The sequence below is a fragment of the Caulobacter sp. RHG1 genome, from assembly GCF_013181195.1.
Classification (GTDB): domain Bacteria; phylum Pseudomonadota; class Alphaproteobacteria; order Caulobacterales; family Caulobacteraceae; genus Caulobacter.
Genome location: NZ_SMZP01000001.1, coordinates 712,978 through 731,002, shown reverse-complemented (window position 1 = coordinate 731,002; position 18,025 = coordinate 712,978). Strand labels below are relative to the sequence as shown.

Below are 18,025 nucleotides of genomic sequence, written 5' to 3'. Positions count from 1 at the left end.
GCCTCGACGCCGAGGCGATCGTTTAGCTCGGCCTGGCCCGCAGCCCCGCCATCATCACGCTGAGCAGGCGTCGGGCGCCGGCTTCCCAACCGGGCTGTTCGAAGCCTTGGGACAGGCCGCTCATCATGCGCAGGATGTCCTCGAAGCCGATGTCGGGGCGGATGTCGCCGGCGGCGTGGGCGGCCTCTGTCAGGCGTTGCAGGGTCGAGAGGATAGTCGCGCCGGAGCTGGCGTAAATCCGTGAGCCCTCGCCGGGATCGGCGCGCAGGGCCGGCGCCACCACGCGCTTGGTGGCCATGTAATCGATCAGGAGGTCCAGCCAGGCCCCGAGGGCGTCGCCCGCCGTGCGCTCGGCCAGCAGGCTGTCGGCCGAGGCGGCCAGCTGTTCGATCTCGCGCGCATAGACCGCGGCCACCAGCGCCTCGCGAGTGGGGAAGTGGCGATAGAGCGTGCCGATGCCCACGCCTGCGCGCCGGGCGACATCCTCCAGGGGGGCGTCGGCGCTGGTTTCCGTGAAGGCCGCCTTGGCCGCAGTCAGCAGCAGCTCGCGATTGCGCAGGCTGTCGGCGCGAGGCTTTCGGATCTTGAGCTCGGAATCTTCGGACATCGGCCTTGAAAAGCGGAGGGTGCCTCCGAATATGTATCCGGAGCCTTCCTCCATTTAATCCTCCGGAACGGCTCGGACAACACTTCCTTCAAGGGACGAGAGAGTCATGAGCAATCCATTCGGCGCCCAATCCACCACTGACGACGTCCTGGCCGGCGTCGATCTTTCCGGCAAGCGCGTGCTGGTCACCGGCGTTTCGGCCGGCCTGGGCGTGGAGACCGCCCGCGTCCTGGCCGCCCATGGCGCGGATGTCGTCGGCGCCGCCCGCGACCTGGCCAAGGCCGAAGGCGCGACCGCCGTTGTCCGTGAGGCCGCCGCCGCCCATGGCGGCTCGCTGCAGCTGATCCAACTGGACTTGGCCGATCTCGCCAGCGTCCGGGCCGCCGCCGACGCCCTGGTCGCGGACGGCAAGACCTTCGATCTGGTCATCGCCAACGCCGGCGTCATGGCGCCGCCGTTCGGCAAGACCGCCGACGGCTTCGAGACCCAGTTCGGCACCAATCACCTGGGCCACTTCGTGTTCATCAATCGCATCGCCAGCCTGCTGAAGGCCGGCTCACGCGTGGTGTCCCTGGCCTCGTCGGGCCACCGGTTCGCGGACGTGAACCTGGAAGACCCCACCTTCGAGACCACCGAATACGTGCCGTTCGAGGCTTATGGCCGCTCGAAGACCGCCAACATCCTGTTCGCCGTCGAGTTCGATCGTCGGCACAAGGACCGCGGCGTGCGGGCGACCGCCGTGCATCCGGGCGGCATCCAGACCGAGCTGGCGCGTCACCTGGAGCCGAGCTTCATTCAGCAATGGATCGACCAGCTGAACGCCCAGGCGGCCGCCCAGGGCCAGCCGCCGATCGAGTGGAAGACCATCCCGCAGGGCGCGGCGACCAGCGTCTGGGCCGGGGTCAAGGCGCCGGTGGAAGAGGTCGCGGGGCGCTACTGCGAGGATTGCCACGTCGCGGAACTGGTCGAGGACGCCTCGCAGATCCGCGCCGGCGTGCGCAGCTACGCCCTCGATCCGGCCCGCGCCCAGGCCCTTTGGGCGCTGAGCGAGACCATGGTCGGCGAGACCTTCTAAGGCTGCCAGGCGGGAGTGGATGTCACTCCCGCCGCACACCGTTGACGACGTCGTAGCAGTGGCGGCGGCCTTGGGCGCTGCTGCAGAAGCCCGGCTCGGCCGGGCCCGAATTCAGGGTCACATAAGGATCGCGGCGGCACTCGAACCAGGCGCGCTGGAAGGCGACGTGGTCGGCGTCGCGGTGGAACACCGGCTGTCGGTCGACGGTGTAGAACCGCACCATGCTGGCCAGCCCGCCGAAGCTGCCCCGGCCGTTGACCAGGCCGCAAATCTGGCCGGCGCGGGTGGACCAGACCGCGCCCAGCTCCAGCGGCGTGTTCTGGTCCAGTCGGGCTTCCAGGCGCGGACGTACGATCCGCCATTCCGCCTCGGCCCGGATCCGCGCTGGAGCGATGTCTTCAGGGGAGGCCGGCGGCTTGATGGCGTTGGCCCGCTCGAACCGCACCAGATCCTTGACCGTGAAGGCCAGGGCGCCCAGCAGCCCGACGACCGCAATGGCGGAAATGACTCTGGGCGTCAGCGATCGCCTCGCGCTTGGCGTCCCGAAGTTTCGCAAAGCCATGGCCGCGCCTCCCGTCTCATTCGATGGGAGGTTCGAATCCGGCAGCGAAAATTACAAGTATAAAATTTACGAAAGTAATTTCAGGGCTTGCGAGCGATCACGGCGATCGAGAGTCCGAACGGCAGGCCGCCGCCCACGGCCAGCGGCGCCTCCAGCGAGAAGACGCCGGCCAGGGTCTTGTTCAGCCAGGCGGGCGGCATGGCGTCGTCGGCGCTCTCGTCCTTGAGCAGCTTCTTGGCCGTCCGCCGCACGGCGGCCAGCGGGAACAGCAGGGTGTTGAAGTAGGTCGCGGTCTCGACCTTCAGCCCGGCCTGGTCGAACAGGGCGCGATAGGCCGGCAGTAGATAGCGGCGCTTGTGGTGATGGGCCACGTCGTGGTGGCTCCACATCCACTGATAGGCCGGCACCGTGGTCAGGATCGCGCCGCCCGGCTTGACCAGGCGGGCCAGGGCCTTGACCGAGCCGGCGTCGTCGTCGACGTGCTCGACCACGTCGAAGGCGCAGACGAGGTCGAAGCTTTCGGGCGCATAGGGCAGGCCGTCGGGCAGCAGGCCGGAGTCGATCTTCAGATCCAGGCGCTCGGAGGCGTAGGCGCGCGACTCGTCGTCGGGCTCCAGGGCCGCGACGGAGCCGAACTCGCGCAGCAGCGGGACATTGCCGCCTGCGCCGCAGCCGACTTCCAGGATCCGGGCGCCGGCGGGCGTGCCGATGCGGCGCAGCAGCTGACGCAGGATCTTACGCCGGCCGACGAACCACCAGTGGTCGGTCTCCAGGTCGCGGATGCGGTCGTAGATCAGGCGTTCCATGGCGAGTCCTGGTCTTTAGGCGTCCGGCTGGTGGGCGAAGACCCAGAAGTGGCTCAGCAGGAACAGCGTCGCGGTATAGCTGACCACGGCTGCACCCTGGGCTGCAACATCGAACACCGCGCCCGGCGGAACCACGAAGCGCGCCAGGGTCAGGACGCCTTGGTTGATCGCGAACGCCAGGGCCACGGCGGTGAGGTAGCGCAGCGGCGCGCGGGCCTTGGTCTGCCGGTCCTTGAACACGAAGAGCTTGCTGAGGGCGAAGCTGACACAGATGCCGACCGCATAGCCGACGGCGTTGGCCAGGTGCGCGTCCAGGCCCAGGCCGACGTCCAGGGCGATGATGATCGAGAAGCCGACCAGGGTGTTGATGACGCCCGCCAGGCCGTAGCGCAGCGCGGACAGTAGGAAATCCCGTCGGGCCGGGGTCAGCATCGCGGCCACGCTCAAGCGTCCGCTCCGGGCGTGGCGTCGAAGCCGTAGCGGTCCATGACCACGTACAGCGGGCGGCCTTTCACCTCCTGATAGATGCGGGCGACGTATTCGCCCAGCGAGCCGATGGCCAGCATCTGGATGGCGAAGCCGGTCAGGATCACCACCATCAGCGAGGGGTAGCCGGGGACCTTGTTGCCCTCCAGAAGCGTGCGCAGCACCAGGAACAGCGCAGCCAGGGCGGCCAGCACGCCGGCCACGACGCCGACATAGCTCCACACCCGGATCGGCGCGGTGCTGAACGAGGTGATGCCGTCCAGGGCGAAGTTCCAGAGTTTCCAGTAGCGCCACGAGCTGGAGCCGGCCGCGCGCTCGGGGCGCGCATACGGCACGGCCTCCTGGCGGAAGCCGACCCAGGCGAACAGGCCCTTCATGAAGCGGTTGCGCTCGGGCAGCTGGCGCAACACGTCCACCACCCGCTTGTCCATCAGCCGATAGTCGCCGGCGTTGTAGGGCAGGTCGACGTCCGACAGGCGGTTGAAGGCCTTGTAGAAGCCCTGGGCGGTGAAGCGCTTGAGGGCTGTGTCGCTGCTGCGATCGATGCGAACGCCATAGGCGACGTCGGCGCCGTTCTCCCAGGCGGTGATGAACTGGCCGATCAGCTCGGGCGGGTCCTGCAGGTCGACGTCGATCGGCACGATCATGTCACCGATCACCGCGTCCAGACCGGCCGACAGGGCGGTCTCCTTGCCGAAGTTGCGGGCCAGGTTGATGACCTTGATCTTCGGGTTGCGCTGATGATGGCGCAGCAGCACGGCCAGGGTGTGGTCGCGGCTGCCGTCGTTGACGCAGACGATCTCGTAGTCGACGCCCAGCTGGGCCAGCTCGTCCTCGATGCGGCCGAAGAACAGGTCCAGCACCTCCTGCTCGTTGTAGCAGGGGGCTACGATCGACAGGCGCTTGCCCGCGCGTGAACGGGCGACGACGACGGGCAGGGGCGGAATGGAAACGGGCGATACGACAGGCTGAACCATGGCGATGGTTTAACCGCGTTGCGCGCGAAGGGGGAGGGGGCGCGTGCTAGTCGTTGTCTTCCGGAGGCGACGGAATAGCGTAGACGATCGGGATGACGCAGCCGCGATAGCCGCTGGCCGGCGGACTGGGGCGGGCGGACTGCACGAGGCTGCGAGCCGCATCGCCGAAGGCGGCGCTGGGCTGGGCTTCCAGCACCTCGATGGCCCCGACCTGGCCCCAGGGGGCGACGTCGAACCGCACGATCGCCCAGCCGGAAACGCGCTGCTTGGCGTAGGCCGGCGGGTAGAACTTCGCCGCCGGGATGTTCAGCGCCTCGCGGGTCACCTTGCAAGCGTCGTCGGGGCGATCGAAGCGCTTGGCGTCCGGCCGGGCGGGCGCCTCCGTAGCGCGCGGGGAGGCCTTGAAGGCCGCGTAGCAGCCGGTGCGCGCCGGACCCGGGAAGAACCGGGCCTCTGCAACGGCCGAGGCGGCGGCGTCGGCGAAGGCGGGCTCTCCGTGCTGGGCCGCGACCCGGACATTGCGGACCGCGCCGCTGGCGTCGATGTCGTAGCGTACGCCAGCCCAGGCCGGATCGAGGGTCTTGTTCTCGAAGGGGCGCAGGTCGGGATAGATCACCATCTGCGGGCGACGGCGCGGCGTTGCCTCGCCACAGTCGCCGCCAGCGGCGAGCGCCTTGCGGACGGGGAGCGGCGTATTGCGGCCCTCGGCGGCCAGCAGGGCGAACAGCCGGGCCGGCGAGGCCGCGGTCACCGGGACGTAGGTCGGCGCCAGATCGACGCTGCAGCCGCTGGCGGGCGCGCCCGGCGCGAACCGCCAGCTGACGATGGCGGCAGCCTGTTCCTGGGCCAGCCACTGCGTCGAGGGGGTCGTGCTCTTCAGATCCAGAACCCGGCCCTCGGCGTTGATCGAGAAGGTATGGGCGGCGAGCGTCGGCGGAACGGGGGCGGGCGCGCCCGGCGGCCGCCAGGGCTGCCAGGTCCGTGGCGAGGGCGGTGCGCCCTCGACCAGGCGGGCGGTTCCCTGGGCGCAGGTGACGACTGGTGCGGCGGCGAAGCTGACCAGCTGCATCTCCGCCGCGTTTTCGGTGACGGGCGGCGGTGGGACGCTCGCCAGGGCGGTGACGGGCGACACGACAGCCAGGGCCAGCAGCAAACCGCGCATGGGCGCTCCGCGATCTAAGGTTGAGCTAGCTATCCCCGCCGCCTGCGCGACCGTCAAGTGAACCTTCTACCCCTTGCGGAAAAAGCCGTGAATGCGTTCGGCCAGGGCCTGGCTCACGCCCTCGACCTTGACCAGGTCCTCGACGCTGGCGCGGCCCACGCCCTTGGCCGAGCCGAAGGCGTGCAGCAGGGCCTTCTTGCGGCCGGGCCCGACGCCCTCGATCTCGTCCAGCGGGTTCTTCTTCAGGTCCATGCTGCGGCGGGTGCGATGGGCCCCGATGGCGAAGCGGTGGGCCTCGTCGCGCAGGCGCTGCAGGTAGTAGAGCACCGGCGACTTGGGCTCGAGCATGAACGGCGTCTGGCCGGGGATGAAGAAGCGCTCCAAGCCGGCGTCGCGGTCCGGGCCCTTGGCGACGCCCACGACGGCGATGTCGTCGACGCCAAGATCGGCCATGATCTCCAGCGCCGCGTCCAGCTGGCCCTTGCCGCCGTCGACCAGCACGAGGTCGGGGCGGTTGTCGCTGTCGCCTTCCTCCTCTTCCTTGACCAGGCGGGCGAAGCGGCGCTTCAGCACCTCCTTCATCATGCCGTAGTCGTCGCCGGGGGTGAGCTCGGTGCTCTTGATGTTGAACTTGCGGTACTGGCCTTTCATGAAGCCTTCCGGCCCGGCCACGATCATGCCGCCCACGGCGTTGGTGCCCTGGATGTGGCTGTTGTCGTAGACCTCGATCCGCTCGGGCGGGGCTTCCAGCTTGAACGCTTCGCACACACCGGCCAGCAGCTTGGTCTGGGCCGAGCCCTCGGCCATCTTGCGGCCCAGGGCCTCGCGGGCATTGGTCAGGGCGTGGCCGACCAGATCGGCCTTTTCACCGCGCCTGGGCACGGCGATCTCGACCTTGCGGCCGCTCTTCAGGGCGAAGGCCTCGGACAGCAGCCCGATCTCGGCCGGCTCCAGATTGGCCAGGATCAGGCGCGGGATCGGCTTGTCGTCATAGAACTGGCCCAGGAACGCGGTCAGGATCCGTTGTTCCTCGGTGGTCGTCTCGTCCTCGGACTCGTCGGCTGCGCCGGCGACCCGCGGGAAATAGGCGCGGTTGCCCCAGTTCTGGCCGGCGCGGAAGAAGAACACCTGCACGCAGGCCTGGCCGCCCTCGACGTGCAGGGCCACGACGTCGGCCTCGTCCACGGTCTCGGGATTGATCTGGGTCTCCTGGGCGACGGCCGACAGGGCGCGGATGCGGTCGCGCAGGCGGGCCGCGCGCTCGAATTCCAGCTCCTCGGCCGCCTCTTCCATCTGCTTGGCCATGGACGCCATGACCGCGCGGGACTTTCCTCTCAAGAAAGCCTCGGCCTGGTCGACCAGGGCCTGATAGTCGTCCTTGCCGATCAGGCCGGTGCACGGCGCGGCGCAGCGCTTGATCTGGTGCAGCATGCAGGGCCGGTCGCGAGCGTCGTAGACGCTGTCGCTGCATGAGCGCAGCAGGAAGGCCTTCTGCAGGGTGTTCAGCGTCCGGTTGACCGCCCAGGCGCTGGCGAACGGTCCGAAATAGTCGCCCTTGATCGTGTGCGCGCCGCGATGCTTGCGCAGCTGCGGAGCGTCGTGATCGCGGCGGATAACGATCTCTGGGAAGCTCTTGTCATCGCGCAGCAGCACGTTGAAGCGCGGCTTCAGCTGCTTGATCAGGTTGATCTCGAGCAGCAGGGCGTCGGCTTCGGTGCGGGTGGTGACGAACTCCATGGACCGCGTCGCATCGACCATGTGGGCGATGCGGTTGGTGTGGAAGCGGCCTTGTGCGTACTGCACCACGCGTTTTTTCAGGCTCTTGGCCTTGCCGACGTACAGCACTTCCTCGGCGTCGCCGATCATGCGGTAGACGCCCGGCGCGTCAGGCAGGCGCGTGACCTCGTCCTTGATCAGGGCGGCGCCGATGAGGCGGGGCGGGGTAGGGGAGTCGTCAGTCGTGTCGGTCACGCCCGACATATAGGCGAGTCCGAGGAAGGCGGCGACGGGCGCGATGGGGCAGAGTTGTCTACTCGGCTGCGGGGACCTCGATCAACGCCGTGATCGTATAGGTTTCTCCGGTCTTGACGGCGTCCACCTTGATCGCCTTGCTCAGCCAGAGAATGCGAATCACAGTCGGGCGGCGCTCTTCCGTAACGCCTTCATAGACGACTTGCTTGAGCTTCTTTTCGCTGGCGGGTGTCTCGTGCAGCTCGGACATTCCAGGCTCCTATTGGATGAGGTTCTTGCCCTTGAGGCAGCCGACGATCTCCGCGCGTTCAACAGGGCTCCCGGCTTCGGAGACGCGCAGCGCTTCCAACTGAGCATCCATCGGCGTCATGCGGGCGGCGGAAGATGTGCATTTGACTATTTCACTTAGTCTTGCACCGTCGCCGGGAGTGTTGGCGGCGAAGTAGGCGTATATTTTGTCGGTCTGCGCATCCGCCGTGGACTTGTAACGGAACTCCTTGATTTCGGCCTTCGCCTCTTTGCTCTTCTCTCCGGCGTCGGCGGTGACGGCGGTGATCGCGCTGTTGATGCTGCCGGCCTCATAGAGTTCCTGAAGGTCCAGAAGCGCGGTATCGAGTGAATAGTCGCTGTCGGGTTCGTTCCGGCCGATGATGATGTCGACCATCACGACCTTGCGGGAGGCGTCCATCTGGGCGGTCAGGGCGGTGAGGGTCTTCCCGAGGAAAACCTCTTTGTCGACGCTGCTGCGAAGGCCAAGGATCGTGGTCGCATAGGCCGCCAGGAAGGTCTTGGTTCTGGCGCTCTTCGCCAGGGTCGCGGCCGTCGTGAAGCCCCCCGCGGCCACATCGGTTCCGACATTGAAATACTTCTGATCACCGGTCAGCTCGCGGGCGAACGCGCGATAGCTCGCATTGATCGCGCCCATGCAGCTATCGATGAAGATGTTTCGCAGCCTCCGCCGCTCGGCGTCGCTCGTGCTGGCGCTTTTGCGGGCGGTGTCGTAGTCGGTTCGCTGAAGGGTCGCGAGTGTTCCGGCCGAAACCGGGCACGCCGACACCTCATCCGCGGCCACGCTGTGGGAGGGATATCCCTCGAAACTTGCGCAGCCACCCAGCCCGAGCGCCGCCGCCAGCAAAACCGTCGTCATGAAAGCTGTACGCATTCCCCGCCCCCGCTGGAAGAACACTGATATTCCACTCTCGCATTAATCTTTTTGTGAAACAACTATAAAGTGTCTTTGACATCCTTGAACCGGGTGGACTACGCCGCGCTCCATGACCATGCGCTCGCTCTTCGTCACGCCGCTCTATGAAGCTTCCCTGGCTGGGGAGAAGGGTTTCGACACCTTCATCGACGACCTGCATGACGCGTGCATCGCCATCGCCGAGGACGACGACGCCGGCCAGGCCTGGGCCTACAACAAAGGCTATCTGGGCTATACGTCCTACGCCTCGCTGAACGACTTGGCGCAGCGCGACAGCCTGTTCGACGACCTCAAGCGCAAGCTGGACAAGCACGCCCTGGCCTTCGCCAAGGAGCTGCGCTTCGACCTGGCCGGCGGCAAGCTGGTCATGGACAGCTACTGGATCAACATCCTGGAGCCGGGCGGCCAGCACACCAGCCACATCCACCCGCACAGCGTCATCTCCGGCACGGTCTACATCACCATCCCGCCGGGCGCCTCGGCCTTGAAGCTGGAAGATCCGCGCCTGGCGATGATGATGGCCGCCCCGACCCGCGAGGCCGACGCGCCCGAGGGCCTGCAGCCGTTCGTCTACGTCCAGCCCGCGCCCGGCACGGTGCTGATGTGGGAGAGCTGGCTGCGTCACGAGGTGACGCCCAATCGCGCCGACGAGCAGCGGATCAGCGTCAGCTTCAACTACGCCTGGCGTTAAGGGGGGCGTTAAGCGGTCGCGGCCTCAGGCTCGGCGGTCAGCGACGCCTTCCAGCCCTTCTCCAGGGTCCAGGCGGCGATGGCCAGCCACAGCAGGCCCAGGAAGGCGTGGCCGCGCTGCCAGAAGCCGACGTCGTTGCCGGTGCGCACGTTCCAAACCCCGGTCAGCAGGGCGAAGACCAGCAGCAGGCCGAGGAACCAGCCCAGCGAGAAGCTGGCCAGCCGGCGGTAGCCCGGCTTTCCCCACAGCGCCCACGCCGTGAACAGCGGCGCGAACTGGATGGCCAGGCCCACGCCGCAGGCGCGGTGCATCGGATCGGGCCAGTGGAACACGCCGGCGAAGAAGGCGCCCAGGCCCGTCAGCGCCACGAACAGCCCTGCGAAGGCCGACACCGCGCGGCGGCTGCCGGCCTGTTCCAGCGCATGGGCGAAGCCGGCCCCGGCCAAGAGGCCCGCGATGCCGGCGATCATCATGCCGTAGTTGAAGACCTCGGGCAGGGGCGCGGCTGGGCCGCCCAGCTCGCTGATGAACTGAGCGCCGGCGTCGAAGCCCGGAAACAGCCGCTGCGCCAGCCACACGTCTGCCACCATGATGGCCGGCGCGATCACCCCGATCTTCAGGAAGGCGCCGGTGCGGAGAGTCACGCGAAATCCAGAGGTCCGAAAAGCAAGAGGGCGGCAGAATCCCTTCCGCCGCCCTCCGGGTCAATCAAGCTTTTCAGCGCAGCTTATTTCGCCGCGGACGGATGACCCGCCGGGGCGAAGGCGCCGCCGAAGAAGTCGCCCTTCTTCCACACCGGACGCTCGGGCTGATTGGCCAGTTCGCGGGCGATCTCGTAGTTCACGAGCGCGAACTTGGCGGCCGCCTGGTAGTCGATCGGCTGGTTCAGGTCGTCGCCCGGGTGGTGGTAGTTGGTCTTCAGGAACGTGGTGAAGGCCTTCTCGCCGCCGTTCTGGAAGCCGGTCATCAGGAACACCGACGGCACGCCCTGCTCGACGAAGCGGTAGTGGTCCGAGCGGGTGAACAGGCCTTCTTCCGGCATCGGGTCGCCTGACAGCGCCACGCCCACGCGGCCGGCGGCGCGGCTCACGGTGGCGCCGATGGTCGAGCGGTCGGCGCCGAACGCGATGACGTCGGTGAACGGATACAGCAGCACCGGCATGTCCAGGTTCACGTCGGCGGTGATGTCGGCCTTCTTCACCGTCGGGTTGGTGGCGAAGTAGTCCGAGCCGACCAGGCCCTTTTCCTCGGCGGTCACGGCCAGCAGCACGATCGAGCGCTTGGGGCGCACCTTGCTGTTCTTGAAGCCGCGCGCGACCTCCAGCAGGGTGGCGATGCCCGAGGCGTTATCCAGAGCGCCGTTGTTGATGCGGTCTTCGCCCGGCTTGGCGTTGTCCTTGATCCCGATGTGGTCGAGGTGGGCCGACAGGATGATGGTCTGGGCCTTCAGCGTCGGGTCAGAGCCTTCGATCAGGCCGACCACGTTGCTGCTCTCGCGCTTCTCGATCTCGGTCTTCAGGGCGATCTGGGCCTTGAAGGGCAGGGCGAAGCCCTTGACCGCGCCGGCCGGGGTCTCGGCCTCGGCCAGGACGGTCGCCAGCGGCGTCGGGGCGCCGGCGAACAGCTTCTCGGCGCCGGCCAGGCTGATACTGGCCAGGGCGGGAGCGCCCGGCGCACGGATGGAGCCGACGTCCTGGGCGTTGCGCCACACCACGCGCCATTCCTTCATGCCCGACAGGCCGCGCACGAACGGACGGCGCTTCTCGCCGCTGGTGGTCGGGATGGTGAGAACGCCGATGGCGCCGCGCTTCTGGGCTTCGGTGCGCTTGGTGTTGGGGCTGCTGAGGTGAGCGCGCTCTTCCGTCTGGATCGAGGTCGGGGCGCCGGTCAGCATGACGACGATCTTGCCCTTCACGTCCAGGCCCGCGAAGTCGTCGCGGTTGCGGCTGGGATCAACGACGCCGTAGCCAACGAAGACCAGCGGCGCGTCCAGGTTCAGCTCGGCGGCCTGGGCCTGGCCCGAGGGCAGGTAGTCCTCGCCGTACTTCAGAGCGACCGGCTTGCCGTCGGCGCCGGTGATGGTCAGCACGCCTTCGCCGACCGGGCGGAAGGCCAGCAGCGGCACGGGCTGCAGGTAGGACCCCGCGCCGCCGGCCGGCTTGACGCCGAGCAGGGCGTACTGGGCGGCGACATAGTTGGCGGCGATGTCGTAGCCGCGAGTGCCGGCTTCGCGGCCTTCCATGGCGTCATCGGCCAGGAAGCCCATGTGAGCCTTGATGGCTTCGGCCGACGGGACGAAGTCCGACGTAGCGGTCTTGACCGTCTTCTGAGCGGCAGGCTTGGCCGGAGTGGCCGCGAGGACCGGTTGCGCAACCATGAGCAAGGCTGCGCTGGCGAGCGCGGCGCGACGCGTAAACGACATAGGCAGGGAAACTCCTAGGGCGCGGGCGCCGCCCCTCGGGGCCCGCAGCAGGGGGCGAACCATGTCGGTGTGCTGACGGCTTGTCGAGGGTCGCAACCTGAACGTTTTGTAATGTGGGGCAGGATTTCCCATGCGGAACGTCGTTCCGGCAAGGCGCGGCCAAGGCTTGGCGCTGCAAGGGCTTGAGATGTTCCAAGCAGGTTTCGGTTAGCGACAGATTCACCCTGTTTCCAGCGCCGTTCGGGTGTCCCCGAAAAGGGTTAACGCGCGCTAAAAAAGATGACCAGAGTATGAATTTTACCATTTTTGGTTGCAGCTGCTTAACCCAACCGCCGCGATAACCAACGTCAACAACAGCAACTTTGCTGACGCCAATCTTTGAGGGGGACATCCTCATGCAGGCTCTTTCGATCGCCGCCGCCGGAATGATGGCAGCCGCCGACCGTCTCAGCTCCAGCGCCCAGCGCGTGGCCGCGGCGGGCGCTCAGGCCGACCGGGTCGAGCAGGTGAATGACGTCGACTACGTGAAGGAACGGGTCGGGCAGATCAGTGCGGAGGTCGACTTCAAGGCCAACGCCGCGGTCATCCGCACAGCCGACCAGATGTCCGGCGCGCTGCTGAACCTCAAGGTCTAGCGCGCCGAAGGGAGCGCTCGCGCTCCACCAGGTTTCGACATAACGCCCGACCTGATCGCCGGACCAAGCTGTCCGGCGAAGCGGACGGGTGCGAGCCGCCGGATACCTCCGAAGCGCCCCCCTATTGCCCCGGGGGTGTCCGGCCGCCGCCTCCCGCAAGCGCCCCTAGTCTCGCGGGAGGCGGCACCACGCCTGGAGCTGACATCCGGGAATAACGACGACGAGACCTTTAACTCGCCATTCCGCAGCCGGTGGGGCCGTCGGTAATGGCGAGTCTTTTTGCGTTGGGCGGGTCTTACTTCGCCTTGTCCATCAGGCCGGCGAAGCGCTCGAACAGATAGAGGCTGTCGGTCGGGCCGGGCGAGGCTTCCGGGTGGTGCTGCACCGAGAACACCGGCTTGTCGGCCAGCTGGATGCCGGCGTTGGTGCCGTCGAATAGCGAGACATGGGTCTCCTGCACCGGAGCCGGCAGCGAGGACGAGTCCACGGTGAAGCCGTGGTTCATCGACACGATCTCGACCTTGCCGGTGGTCAGGTCCTTGACCGGGTGGTTGGCGCCATGGTGGCCCTGTTCCATCTTCACGGTCTTGGCGCCCAGAGCCAGGGCCAACATCTGGTGACCCAGGCAGATGCCGAACACCGGCTTTCCGCTCTGCACCAGCTTCTGGATTTCCGGCACGGCGTAGGCGCCGGTCGCGGCCGGGTCGCCCGGGCCGTTGCTCAGCAGCACGCCGTCGGGATTGCGAGCCAGGATGTCCTCGGCCGAAGTCGAGGCCGGCACCACCGTGGCGCGGGCGCCGACATGGGCCAGGGCGCGCAGGATGTTACGCTTGACGCCATAGTCGATGACCACGACGTCGTACTTGGGCTTGTCCAGCTTGGCGTAGCCTTCCGGCCACGACCACAGGCCCTCGTCCCAGGTGAAGGTCTGGGTGGTCGAGGCGTCCTTGGCCAGGTCCAGGCCTTCCAGGCCGGCCCAGGCCTTGGCCTTGGCGACCAGGGCGTCCAGGTCGAACTGGCCGTCGGGCGAATGGGCGATGACGCCGTGCGGCATGCCGGTCTCGCGGATCTTGCGGGTCAGGGCGCGGGTGTCGACGCCGGCCAGGCCGACCATGCCGCGCGCCTTCATCCAGGCGTCGAAGTCGCCGCCGGCGCGCCAGTTGGCCTGCTGCGTCGGGACTTCGCGGAAGAGGGCGCCACGGGCGGCGGTCTCGGCGACGCCGGTGATCTGCTCGACGTCCTCGACGTTCGTGCCGACATTGCCCACGTGCGGGAAGGTGAAGGCGACGATCTGGGCCATGTAGGACGGGTCGGTCAGGATCTCCTGATAGCCCGTCATGGCGGTGTTGAAGCACACCTCGCCGACCGCGTCGCCGACCGCGCCGCAGCCCACGCCTTGCAGGATGGTGCCGTCGGCCAGGGCCAGAACGCCGGTAACGCCGGGGAGAAGGTCTTGGGACATTCTTGGAAGCGCTCCTGGACGCGGTCGGGCCCGGAATTGGGCGGTCTATTTTTGCAAAAAAGCGGGCAGGGAGTAACCCCGGCCCGCCGCGCAAACGGCGCGGTGTCTAGGGGGTATGAGAGGGGGGGTCAACCCCTCGCGATCACGCGGATTTCGCTTGGCTCCACATTCCCGTGATATGCGACCGCGCGGCCTCGCGCGACGGAGCGAAAAGCCCTTATGGTGCGGGGCTTCCAAGCCAAGATCAGACGAACACGGGAGGACGGACCCATGCTCGAACTGCGCCCCAATTGCGAGTCCTGCGACGCCGACCTGCCGCCGGCCAGCGACGCGGCCCGAATCTGCACCTTCGAGCACACCTTCTGCTCGGCATGCGCGGACGAGCGGTTCGATGCGGCCTGTCCCGATTGCGGGGGCGGGCTGGTCGCCAGACCGATCCGGCCCGAGAACCAGCTGCACCGTTTCCCGGCCTCTCTGCGTCGGGTGAGCCGCGGCCACAGACTGCCGCATTAAGCCGAAGAACGCTGGTCTCGGGACAATCTGTCGCAAGGCCAATGTGGCCCATGCTTTCAGGTCATTAACCGCTCCCGGTGCAAGCTCCAGCGTCAAAGGAGCCCCACCGAATGATTCCCGCCCAATCCCAGGCCAAGATTTCCGAGCTGTCGTCCCGCGTCGTGCTCGGCGTCGGCGAGACGCTGCTGAACCTGGCCCTGTCGGCGGCGGTGCCGGTGTCGATCGTGGTGTTCGCCGTCCTCACCTTCTGAAGACGGCGCGCCGGAGCGCAAAACGCCCCGGCGCGAGCATGAACTCTAGCCCTTGATCAGCCGGCGCAGTTGCGCCAGCGCCATGTCGGGCGGGGACTGGTAGCCGATCGGCGCCACGAAGGTCCCCTTGCGGTCGAACAGATAGATCGCCGACGAGTGGTCGATCGTGTACTCGCCGCCGTCCTGCGGGACCTTCTGATAATAGACTCGATAGGCCTTGGCGGTCTTGGCGATCTCGTCCGGCGTGCCGGTCAGCCCGCGGATGTGCGGGTCGAAATTCGACAGATAGAGCTTCAGCTGCTGGGGCGTGTCGCGCTCGGGATCGACCGAGACGAACACGACATTCAGCTTGTCGGCGTCGGGGCCCAGCGCCTTCAGCCACGCCGTCAGGTCGGTCAGGGTGGTGGGACAGACCTCCGGACAATAGGTGAAGCCGAAGAAGACCGCCGTGGGCTTGCCCAGCAGATCCTTCTCGGTGACCGGCTTGCCGTCCTGGTCGACCAGATTGAACGGCCCGCCGATCTGTACCGAGGCCTTGGGCGTTTCGGTCGCGTCCTTGGCTCCGCAGCCCGCCAGCGGCAGCACGCAGAGGCCCAGGGCCAGAACCAGCCCGCGCATCAGTGCGCCATCCCCGGCATGGCGGGCATGCGGACGACGGCGTCCAGCTTGACCGGCGGCGCGTTGCGGAACTTCAGCACCAGCGGAACCTTGGCGCCGGCCGTCAGGGCGATCTTCGGGCCGATGATCATCAGGTGCTCGGCGCCGGGCTTCAGCGCTACGCTCGTACCGGCCGGCAGGGCGATGCCGTCGGCCAGCTTGCGCATGCGCATGACGCCGCCGTCCATCGACATGGTGTGGATCTCGCCACGATCGGCGGCGGCGGTCTCGACCGACACCAGACGGTCGTCGGCGGCGGCCTTCAGGGTGACGTAGCAGCCGCCGGCCAGGGCGCCGGCGGGGGCGGGGCGGCACCAGGCGTCGGTGGCGACCACCTTGGCGGCGGGCGCGGCTTGAGCGCAGGCGGACATGGCGAGGGCGGCCAAGATCGAGGAGGAGAGGGTCGTGAAAGCGAAGGTCTTCATGATCGGGCTCCGGGGATCAGAAACGATAGGCCAGGCTGACGGAGGCATTGCGCCCCTGGGCCGGCAGGATGTAGCGGGCGACATGCACGTGGCTGCCGGCGAAGTAGTCCTGGTCGAGCAGGTTCTCGATATTGAGCTGGACCTCCAGCGGCCGGCCCTGAACCGCGAATTTCACGGCCTGGACCAGGTCGACGCGAACATAGCCCGGCAGGCGCGTGGTGTTGGCGCCATCGGCATAGCGGGCGCCCTGGGCGGCCAGGCCCAGGCCCGTGCGCCAATGGGCGTCCCACCGCATGTTGGCCCAGACGCTGCCGGAGTCGCGGGCGACATTGGGGATATGCCGGCCGGGATAGAGGCTGGCCGCGCGATACTTGGCGTCGGTGTTGGCGTAGGCGAGGTTCAGCGACAGCCGGTCGGTGACCTGGCCGTTGACCGAGACCTCCAGCCCCTGCGAGCGCGCCTCGCCGCCGATCAGGAAGCGGCCGAAGAAGGCGGGATCGCCGGCGATCATGTTGCTGTGGTCCAGGCGGAACAGGGCTGCGTCGGCGCGCAGCCGGCCCTCGCCCAGATCCAGCTTCCAGCCGGCCTCATATTGCTTTGAGTGCCGCATCGGCGCGGACTGGCCAGACGTGGTCATCACCGGCTGGAAGGCGCTGCCGGTGCTGAAGCTGGCATAGAGGCTCTGGTTCGGCGTCAGCGCATAGGTCAGCCCCAGCTTGGGCGACCAGCGCTTCTCGCTGACCGGCTTGACCACCCCGACCACGCCATAGGCCGAGTCCAGGTCGACATACTGGATCCCGGCGACCAGGTTGAAGCGGCCGATCTCGATGCGGTCCTGCACGGTGACCAGCCAGCTCTTCGTGTCCTGGATCGTCAGGCTGCGCGGCAGGACGCCGGTCGGGGCGACGACCAGGCCGTAGACCGGGTTGTAGACATTGATCCGCGGATTGCTGGCGGCCGGCACGGTTAGCGACGGCAGGTTCAGGTCCTCGGCATAGTACTCGGCGCCGACATAGAGGTTGTGGGTCGCGGCGCCGGTCCGGAGGATCGAGGTCGCCCCAAGCGCTAGCGAGTCGATGATCCGCTTGCCGCCGGGCTCGTAGGCCGTGGCGCGGTTGTAGGTCCCGACCGGCTGGCCAGCAGCGATCGAGAACACCGAGTTGCGCACCGACGTCGTCTTGCCGTCGAGGTGGGTATAGTCGAGCGACAGGCGGGTGTTGTCGGTCAGGCGGTAGTCGCCATGCAGGCTGTAGACCCGGTTGTCGGTCGTCGAGTCCGCGAACGGCTCGCCCAGCTGGCGGTCGCGCGGCACGGCGACGACCTTGCCGTTCAGGGCGGGCAGGCCGAAGTCGGGATTGTAGGTCTGGTTGGTGGCTTCGAAATCCAGGGTCAGATGATAGCGGTCGCCGTCGGTCTTGGAGACGCCCAGCTTGACGCCCTGCAGCTCGTCCTTGACGTGGCGCCACTCGCTTTCGGTGGAATGGACCAGCACGACGCGGCCGGCGACGCCGTGGCGCTCGGACAGCACTCGGTTGACGTCGATCCAGGCCTCGCGAGCATTGTGCGCGCCGACCCGGGCATAGGCGGTTCCGAAGTCGCTCATCTGCGGGGCCTTGGTGACCAGGGCCACTGTGCCGCCGGGCTCTGAACGGGTCGAGGCCGCCGCGCCGGGGCCGCGCAGCACCTGCACTTCGTCCACGAAGGCGGGCGTGAACGCGTAGTTCGAGAGGCGCGCGCCGTCACGCAGGATGCGGCTGCTCTGAGTGCCGCTGTCGGCGATCGAGCCGCGCAGCACGACGACCTGCGAATGGCTGCCGCTGAAGCTGAGGTCGGCCTGGGCGCCGGGCACGTTGCGCAGGGCGTCCAGCAGGGTCGTACCGCCTTGGTCCAGCACCAGGTCGGTCGGCACGCTGGAGGTCGACATCGGCGTGTCGAGATAGGCGGCGGGCGCGCCCAGCAGCAGGCTCTGGTCCTTGCGGGCCTGGGTGATGGTCACCGAGGAGACGGTGGAGTCGGCGTCGTCGGCATGGGCGGTGGTCGCGAAGGCAAGCCAGGCGGCGCCCACGAGGAGGGCGCGGCGGGTCGATAGAGAGGACATGAAAAATCCGATCGTCAGACA

The 18,025-nt window shown here is 67.7% G+C and carries 19 protein-coding genes and 1 pseudogene; 5 read left to right on the top strand and 15 right to left on the bottom strand.

Going from position 1 to position 18,025, the window contains the following annotated elements; translation table 11 throughout:
- Positions 1 to 22 precede the first annotated feature (22 nt).
- The gene (locus E1H18_RS03370; RefSeq protein WP_172263640.1) at positions 23 to 607 is read right to left on the bottom strand and encodes a TetR/AcrR family transcriptional regulator; all 585 of its coding nucleotides are present in this window, start codon (positions 605 to 607) and stop codon (positions 23 to 25) included.
- A gap of 106 nt (positions 608 to 713) precedes the next feature.
- Between E1H18_RS03370 and E1H18_RS03365 the strand changes: the two genes are divergently transcribed.
- The gene (locus E1H18_RS03365) at positions 714 to 1,682 is read left to right on the top strand and encodes an SDR family NAD(P)-dependent oxidoreductase (RefSeq protein WP_172263639.1); all 969 of its coding nucleotides are present in this window, start codon (positions 714 to 716) and stop codon (positions 1,680 to 1,682) included.
- Between the two features lie 22 nt (positions 1,683 to 1,704).
- Here E1H18_RS03365 and E1H18_RS03360 read toward each other — a convergent pair whose 3' ends face one another.
- From E1H18_RS03360 to E1H18_RS03325, 8 genes are all read right to left on the bottom strand, one after another.
- Positions 1,705 to 2,244 carry a hypothetical protein gene (locus E1H18_RS03360; RefSeq protein ID WP_172263638.1) on the bottom strand — a complete coding sequence of 180 codons (540 nt, stop codon included), beginning with the start codon at positions 2,242 to 2,244 and terminating at the stop codon, positions 1,705 to 1,707.
- Positions 2,245 to 2,324: 80 nt separating this feature from the next.
- A complete protein-coding gene (locus E1H18_RS03355) occupies positions 2,325 to 3,050 on the bottom strand; it encodes a bifunctional 2-polyprenyl-6-hydroxyphenol methylase/3-demethylubiquinol 3-O-methyltransferase UbiG (RefSeq protein WP_172263637.1) in 726 nt (241 codons plus the stop codon).
- A gap of 15 nt (positions 3,051 to 3,065) precedes the next feature.
- A complete protein-coding gene (locus tag E1H18_RS03350) occupies positions 3,066 to 3,491 on the bottom strand; it encodes a GtrA family protein (protein ID WP_370526414.1) in 426 nt (141 codons plus the stop codon).
- A gap of 2 nt (positions 3,492 to 3,493) precedes the next feature.
- Positions 3,494 to 4,513 carry a glycosyltransferase family 2 protein gene (locus tag E1H18_RS03345; RefSeq protein WP_172263635.1) on the bottom strand — a complete coding sequence of 340 codons (1,020 nt, stop codon included), beginning with the start codon at positions 4,511 to 4,513 and terminating at the stop codon, positions 3,494 to 3,496.
- A 46-nt stretch (positions 4,514 to 4,559) separates the two neighbouring features.
- Positions 4,560 to 5,675 carry an energy transducer TonB gene (locus E1H18_RS03340; protein WP_172263634.1) on the bottom strand — a complete coding sequence of 372 codons (1,116 nt, stop codon included), beginning with the start codon at positions 5,673 to 5,675 and terminating at the stop codon, positions 4,560 to 4,562.
- A 66-nt stretch (positions 5,676 to 5,741) separates the two neighbouring features.
- The gene (gene uvrC, locus E1H18_RS03335; protein ID WP_172263633.1) at positions 5,742 to 7,655 is read right to left on the bottom strand and encodes an excinuclease ABC subunit UvrC; all 1,914 of its coding nucleotides are present in this window, start codon (positions 7,653 to 7,655) and stop codon (positions 5,742 to 5,744) included.
- A 49-nt stretch (positions 7,656 to 7,704) separates the two neighbouring features.
- Positions 7,705 to 7,896, bottom strand: a complete 192-nt coding sequence (locus E1H18_RS03330) for a hypothetical protein (protein WP_172263632.1) — start codon at positions 7,894 to 7,896, stop codon at positions 7,705 to 7,707.
- A gap of 9 nt (positions 7,897 to 7,905) precedes the next feature.
- Complete coding sequence (locus E1H18_RS03325; protein WP_172263631.1) at positions 7,906 to 8,808, bottom strand: hypothetical protein; 903 nt, start codon at positions 8,806 to 8,808, stop codon at positions 7,906 to 7,908.
- 112 nt (positions 8,809 to 8,920) lie between these two features.
- Between E1H18_RS03325 and E1H18_RS03320 the strand changes: the two genes are divergently transcribed.
- The gene (locus tag E1H18_RS03320) at positions 8,921 to 9,541 is read left to right on the top strand and encodes a TIGR02466 family protein (protein ID WP_172263630.1); all 621 of its coding nucleotides are present in this window, start codon (positions 8,921 to 8,923) and stop codon (positions 9,539 to 9,541) included.
- Positions 9,542 to 9,549: 8 nt separating this feature from the next.
- On the opposite strand, the pseudogene E1H18_RS03315 reads toward E1H18_RS03320, so the two are convergent.
- Both E1H18_RS03315 and E1H18_RS03310 read right to left on the bottom strand, forming a co-directional pair.
- Positions 9,550 to 10,249: pseudogene (locus E1H18_RS03315) on the bottom strand (DUF998 domain-containing protein).
- A 19-nt stretch (positions 10,250 to 10,268) separates the two neighbouring features.
- On the bottom strand, positions 10,269 to 11,963 hold the full coding sequence (locus E1H18_RS03310; protein ID WP_172263629.1) for a M20/M25/M40 family metallo-hydrolase: 1,695 nt from the start codon (positions 11,961 to 11,963) through the stop codon (positions 10,269 to 10,271).
- Between the two features lie 395 nt (positions 11,964 to 12,358).
- Between E1H18_RS03310 and E1H18_RS03305 the strand changes: the two genes are divergently transcribed.
- Positions 12,359 to 12,598, top strand: coding sequence for a flagellar basal body rod C-terminal domain-containing protein (locus E1H18_RS03305; RefSeq protein WP_172263628.1), 240 nt, complete (start codon positions 12,359 to 12,361; stop codon positions 12,596 to 12,598).
- 295 nt (positions 12,599 to 12,893) lie between these two features.
- On the opposite strand, the gene carA is transcribed toward E1H18_RS03305, so the two are convergent.
- Positions 12,894 to 14,060 carry a glutamine-hydrolyzing carbamoyl-phosphate synthase small subunit gene (gene carA, locus E1H18_RS03300; RefSeq protein WP_172263627.1) on the bottom strand — a complete coding sequence of 389 codons (1,167 nt, stop codon included), beginning with the start codon at positions 14,058 to 14,060 and terminating at the stop codon, positions 12,894 to 12,896.
- A 270-nt stretch (positions 14,061 to 14,330) separates the two neighbouring features.
- On the opposite strand from carA, the gene E1H18_RS03295 reads away from it, so the two are divergent.
- Entirely contained in the window at positions 14,331 to 14,573 is a 243-nt protein-coding gene (locus tag E1H18_RS03295; protein WP_172263626.1) for a DUF1272 domain-containing protein, read from the top strand.
- 110 nt (positions 14,574 to 14,683) lie between these two features.
- Positions 14,684 to 14,824: a hypothetical protein gene (locus tag E1H18_RS03290; RefSeq protein WP_172263625.1), complete on the top strand. Its 141-nt coding sequence runs from the start codon at positions 14,684 to 14,686 to the stop codon at positions 14,822 to 14,824.
- A 45-nt stretch (positions 14,825 to 14,869) separates the two neighbouring features.
- Here the strand turns inward: E1H18_RS03290 and E1H18_RS03285 are convergent, their stop codons facing one another.
- From E1H18_RS03285 to E1H18_RS03275, 3 genes are read right to left on the bottom strand one after another with little or no spacing between them, the layout of a single operon-like run.
- On the bottom strand, positions 14,870 to 15,442 hold the full coding sequence (locus tag E1H18_RS03285; protein ID WP_172263624.1) for an SCO family protein: 573 nt from the start codon (positions 15,440 to 15,442) through the stop codon (positions 14,870 to 14,872).
- Positions 15,442 to 15,906 (bottom strand): copper chaperone PCu(A)C, encoded by a 465-nt coding sequence (locus E1H18_RS03280; RefSeq protein WP_172263623.1) that lies wholly within the window; start codon positions 15,904 to 15,906, stop codon positions 15,442 to 15,444. Before E1H18_RS03280 ends, E1H18_RS03285 begins: the two co-directional genes overlap by 1 nt.
- 16 nt (positions 15,907 to 15,922) lie before the next feature.
- Positions 15,923 to 18,004 carry a TonB-dependent siderophore receptor gene (locus E1H18_RS03275; protein ID WP_172263622.1) on the bottom strand — a complete coding sequence of 694 codons (2,082 nt, stop codon included), beginning with the start codon at positions 18,002 to 18,004 and terminating at the stop codon, positions 15,923 to 15,925.
- Between the last annotated feature and the right edge of the window lie 21 nt (positions 18,005 to 18,025).

Coding starts and splice junctions, on each gene's coding strand:
- E1H18_RS03320 (WP_172263630.1), top strand. CDS start 8,921: ATGACCATGCGCTCGCTCTTCGTCACGCCGCTCTATGAAGCTTCCCTG.
- E1H18_RS03280 (WP_172263623.1), bottom strand. CDS start 15,906: ATGAAGACCTTCGCTTTCACGACCCTCTCCTCCTCGATCTTGGCCGCC.
- E1H18_RS03285 (WP_172263624.1), bottom strand. CDS start 15,442: ATGCGCGGGCTGGTTCTGGCCCTGGGCCTCTGCGTGCTGCCGCTGGCG.
- uvrC (WP_172263633.1), bottom strand. CDS start 7,655: ATGTCGGGCGTGACCGACACGACTGACGACTCCCCTACCCCGCCCCGC.
- E1H18_RS03290 (WP_172263625.1), top strand. CDS start 14,684: ATGATTCCCGCCCAATCCCAGGCCAAGATTTCCGAGCTGTCGTCCCGC.
- E1H18_RS03345 (WP_172263635.1), bottom strand. CDS start 4,513: ATGGTTCAGCCTGTCGTATCGCCCGTTTCCATTCCGCCCCTGCCCGTC.
- E1H18_RS03310 (WP_172263629.1), bottom strand. CDS start 11,963: ATGTCGTTTACGCGTCGCGCCGCGCTCGCCAGCGCAGCCTTGCTCATG.
- E1H18_RS03295 (WP_172263626.1), top strand. CDS start 14,331: ATGCTCGAACTGCGCCCCAATTGCGAGTCCTGCGACGCCGACCTGCCG.
- E1H18_RS03330 (WP_172263632.1), bottom strand. CDS start 7,896: ATGTCCGAGCTGCACGAGACACCCGCCAGCGAAAAGAAGCTCAAGCAA.
- E1H18_RS03370 (WP_172263640.1), bottom strand. CDS start 607: ATGTCCGAAGATTCCGAGCTCAAGATCCGAAAGCCTCGCGCCGACAGC.
- E1H18_RS03340 (WP_172263634.1), bottom strand. CDS start 5,675: ATGCGCGGTTTGCTGCTGGCCCTGGCTGTCGTGTCGCCCGTCACCGCC.
- E1H18_RS03365 (WP_172263639.1), top strand. CDS start 714: ATGAGCAATCCATTCGGCGCCCAATCCACCACTGACGACGTCCTGGCC.
- E1H18_RS03325 (WP_172263631.1), bottom strand. CDS start 8,808: ATGCGTACAGCTTTCATGACGACGGTTTTGCTGGCGGCGGCGCTCGGG.
- E1H18_RS03275 (WP_172263622.1), bottom strand. CDS start 18,004: ATGTCCTCTCTATCGACCCGCCGCGCCCTCCTCGTGGGCGCCGCCTGG.
- E1H18_RS03355 (WP_172263637.1), bottom strand. CDS start 3,050: ATGGAACGCCTGATCTACGACCGCATCCGCGACCTGGAGACCGACCAC.
- E1H18_RS03305 (WP_172263628.1), top strand. CDS start 12,359: ATGCAGGCTCTTTCGATCGCCGCCGCCGGAATGATGGCAGCCGCCGAC.
- carA (WP_172263627.1), bottom strand. CDS start 14,060: ATGTCCCAAGACCTTCTCCCCGGCGTTACCGGCGTTCTGGCCCTGGCC.
- E1H18_RS03360 (WP_172263638.1), bottom strand. CDS start 2,244: ATGGCTTTGCGAAACTTCGGGACGCCAAGCGCGAGGCGATCGCTGACG.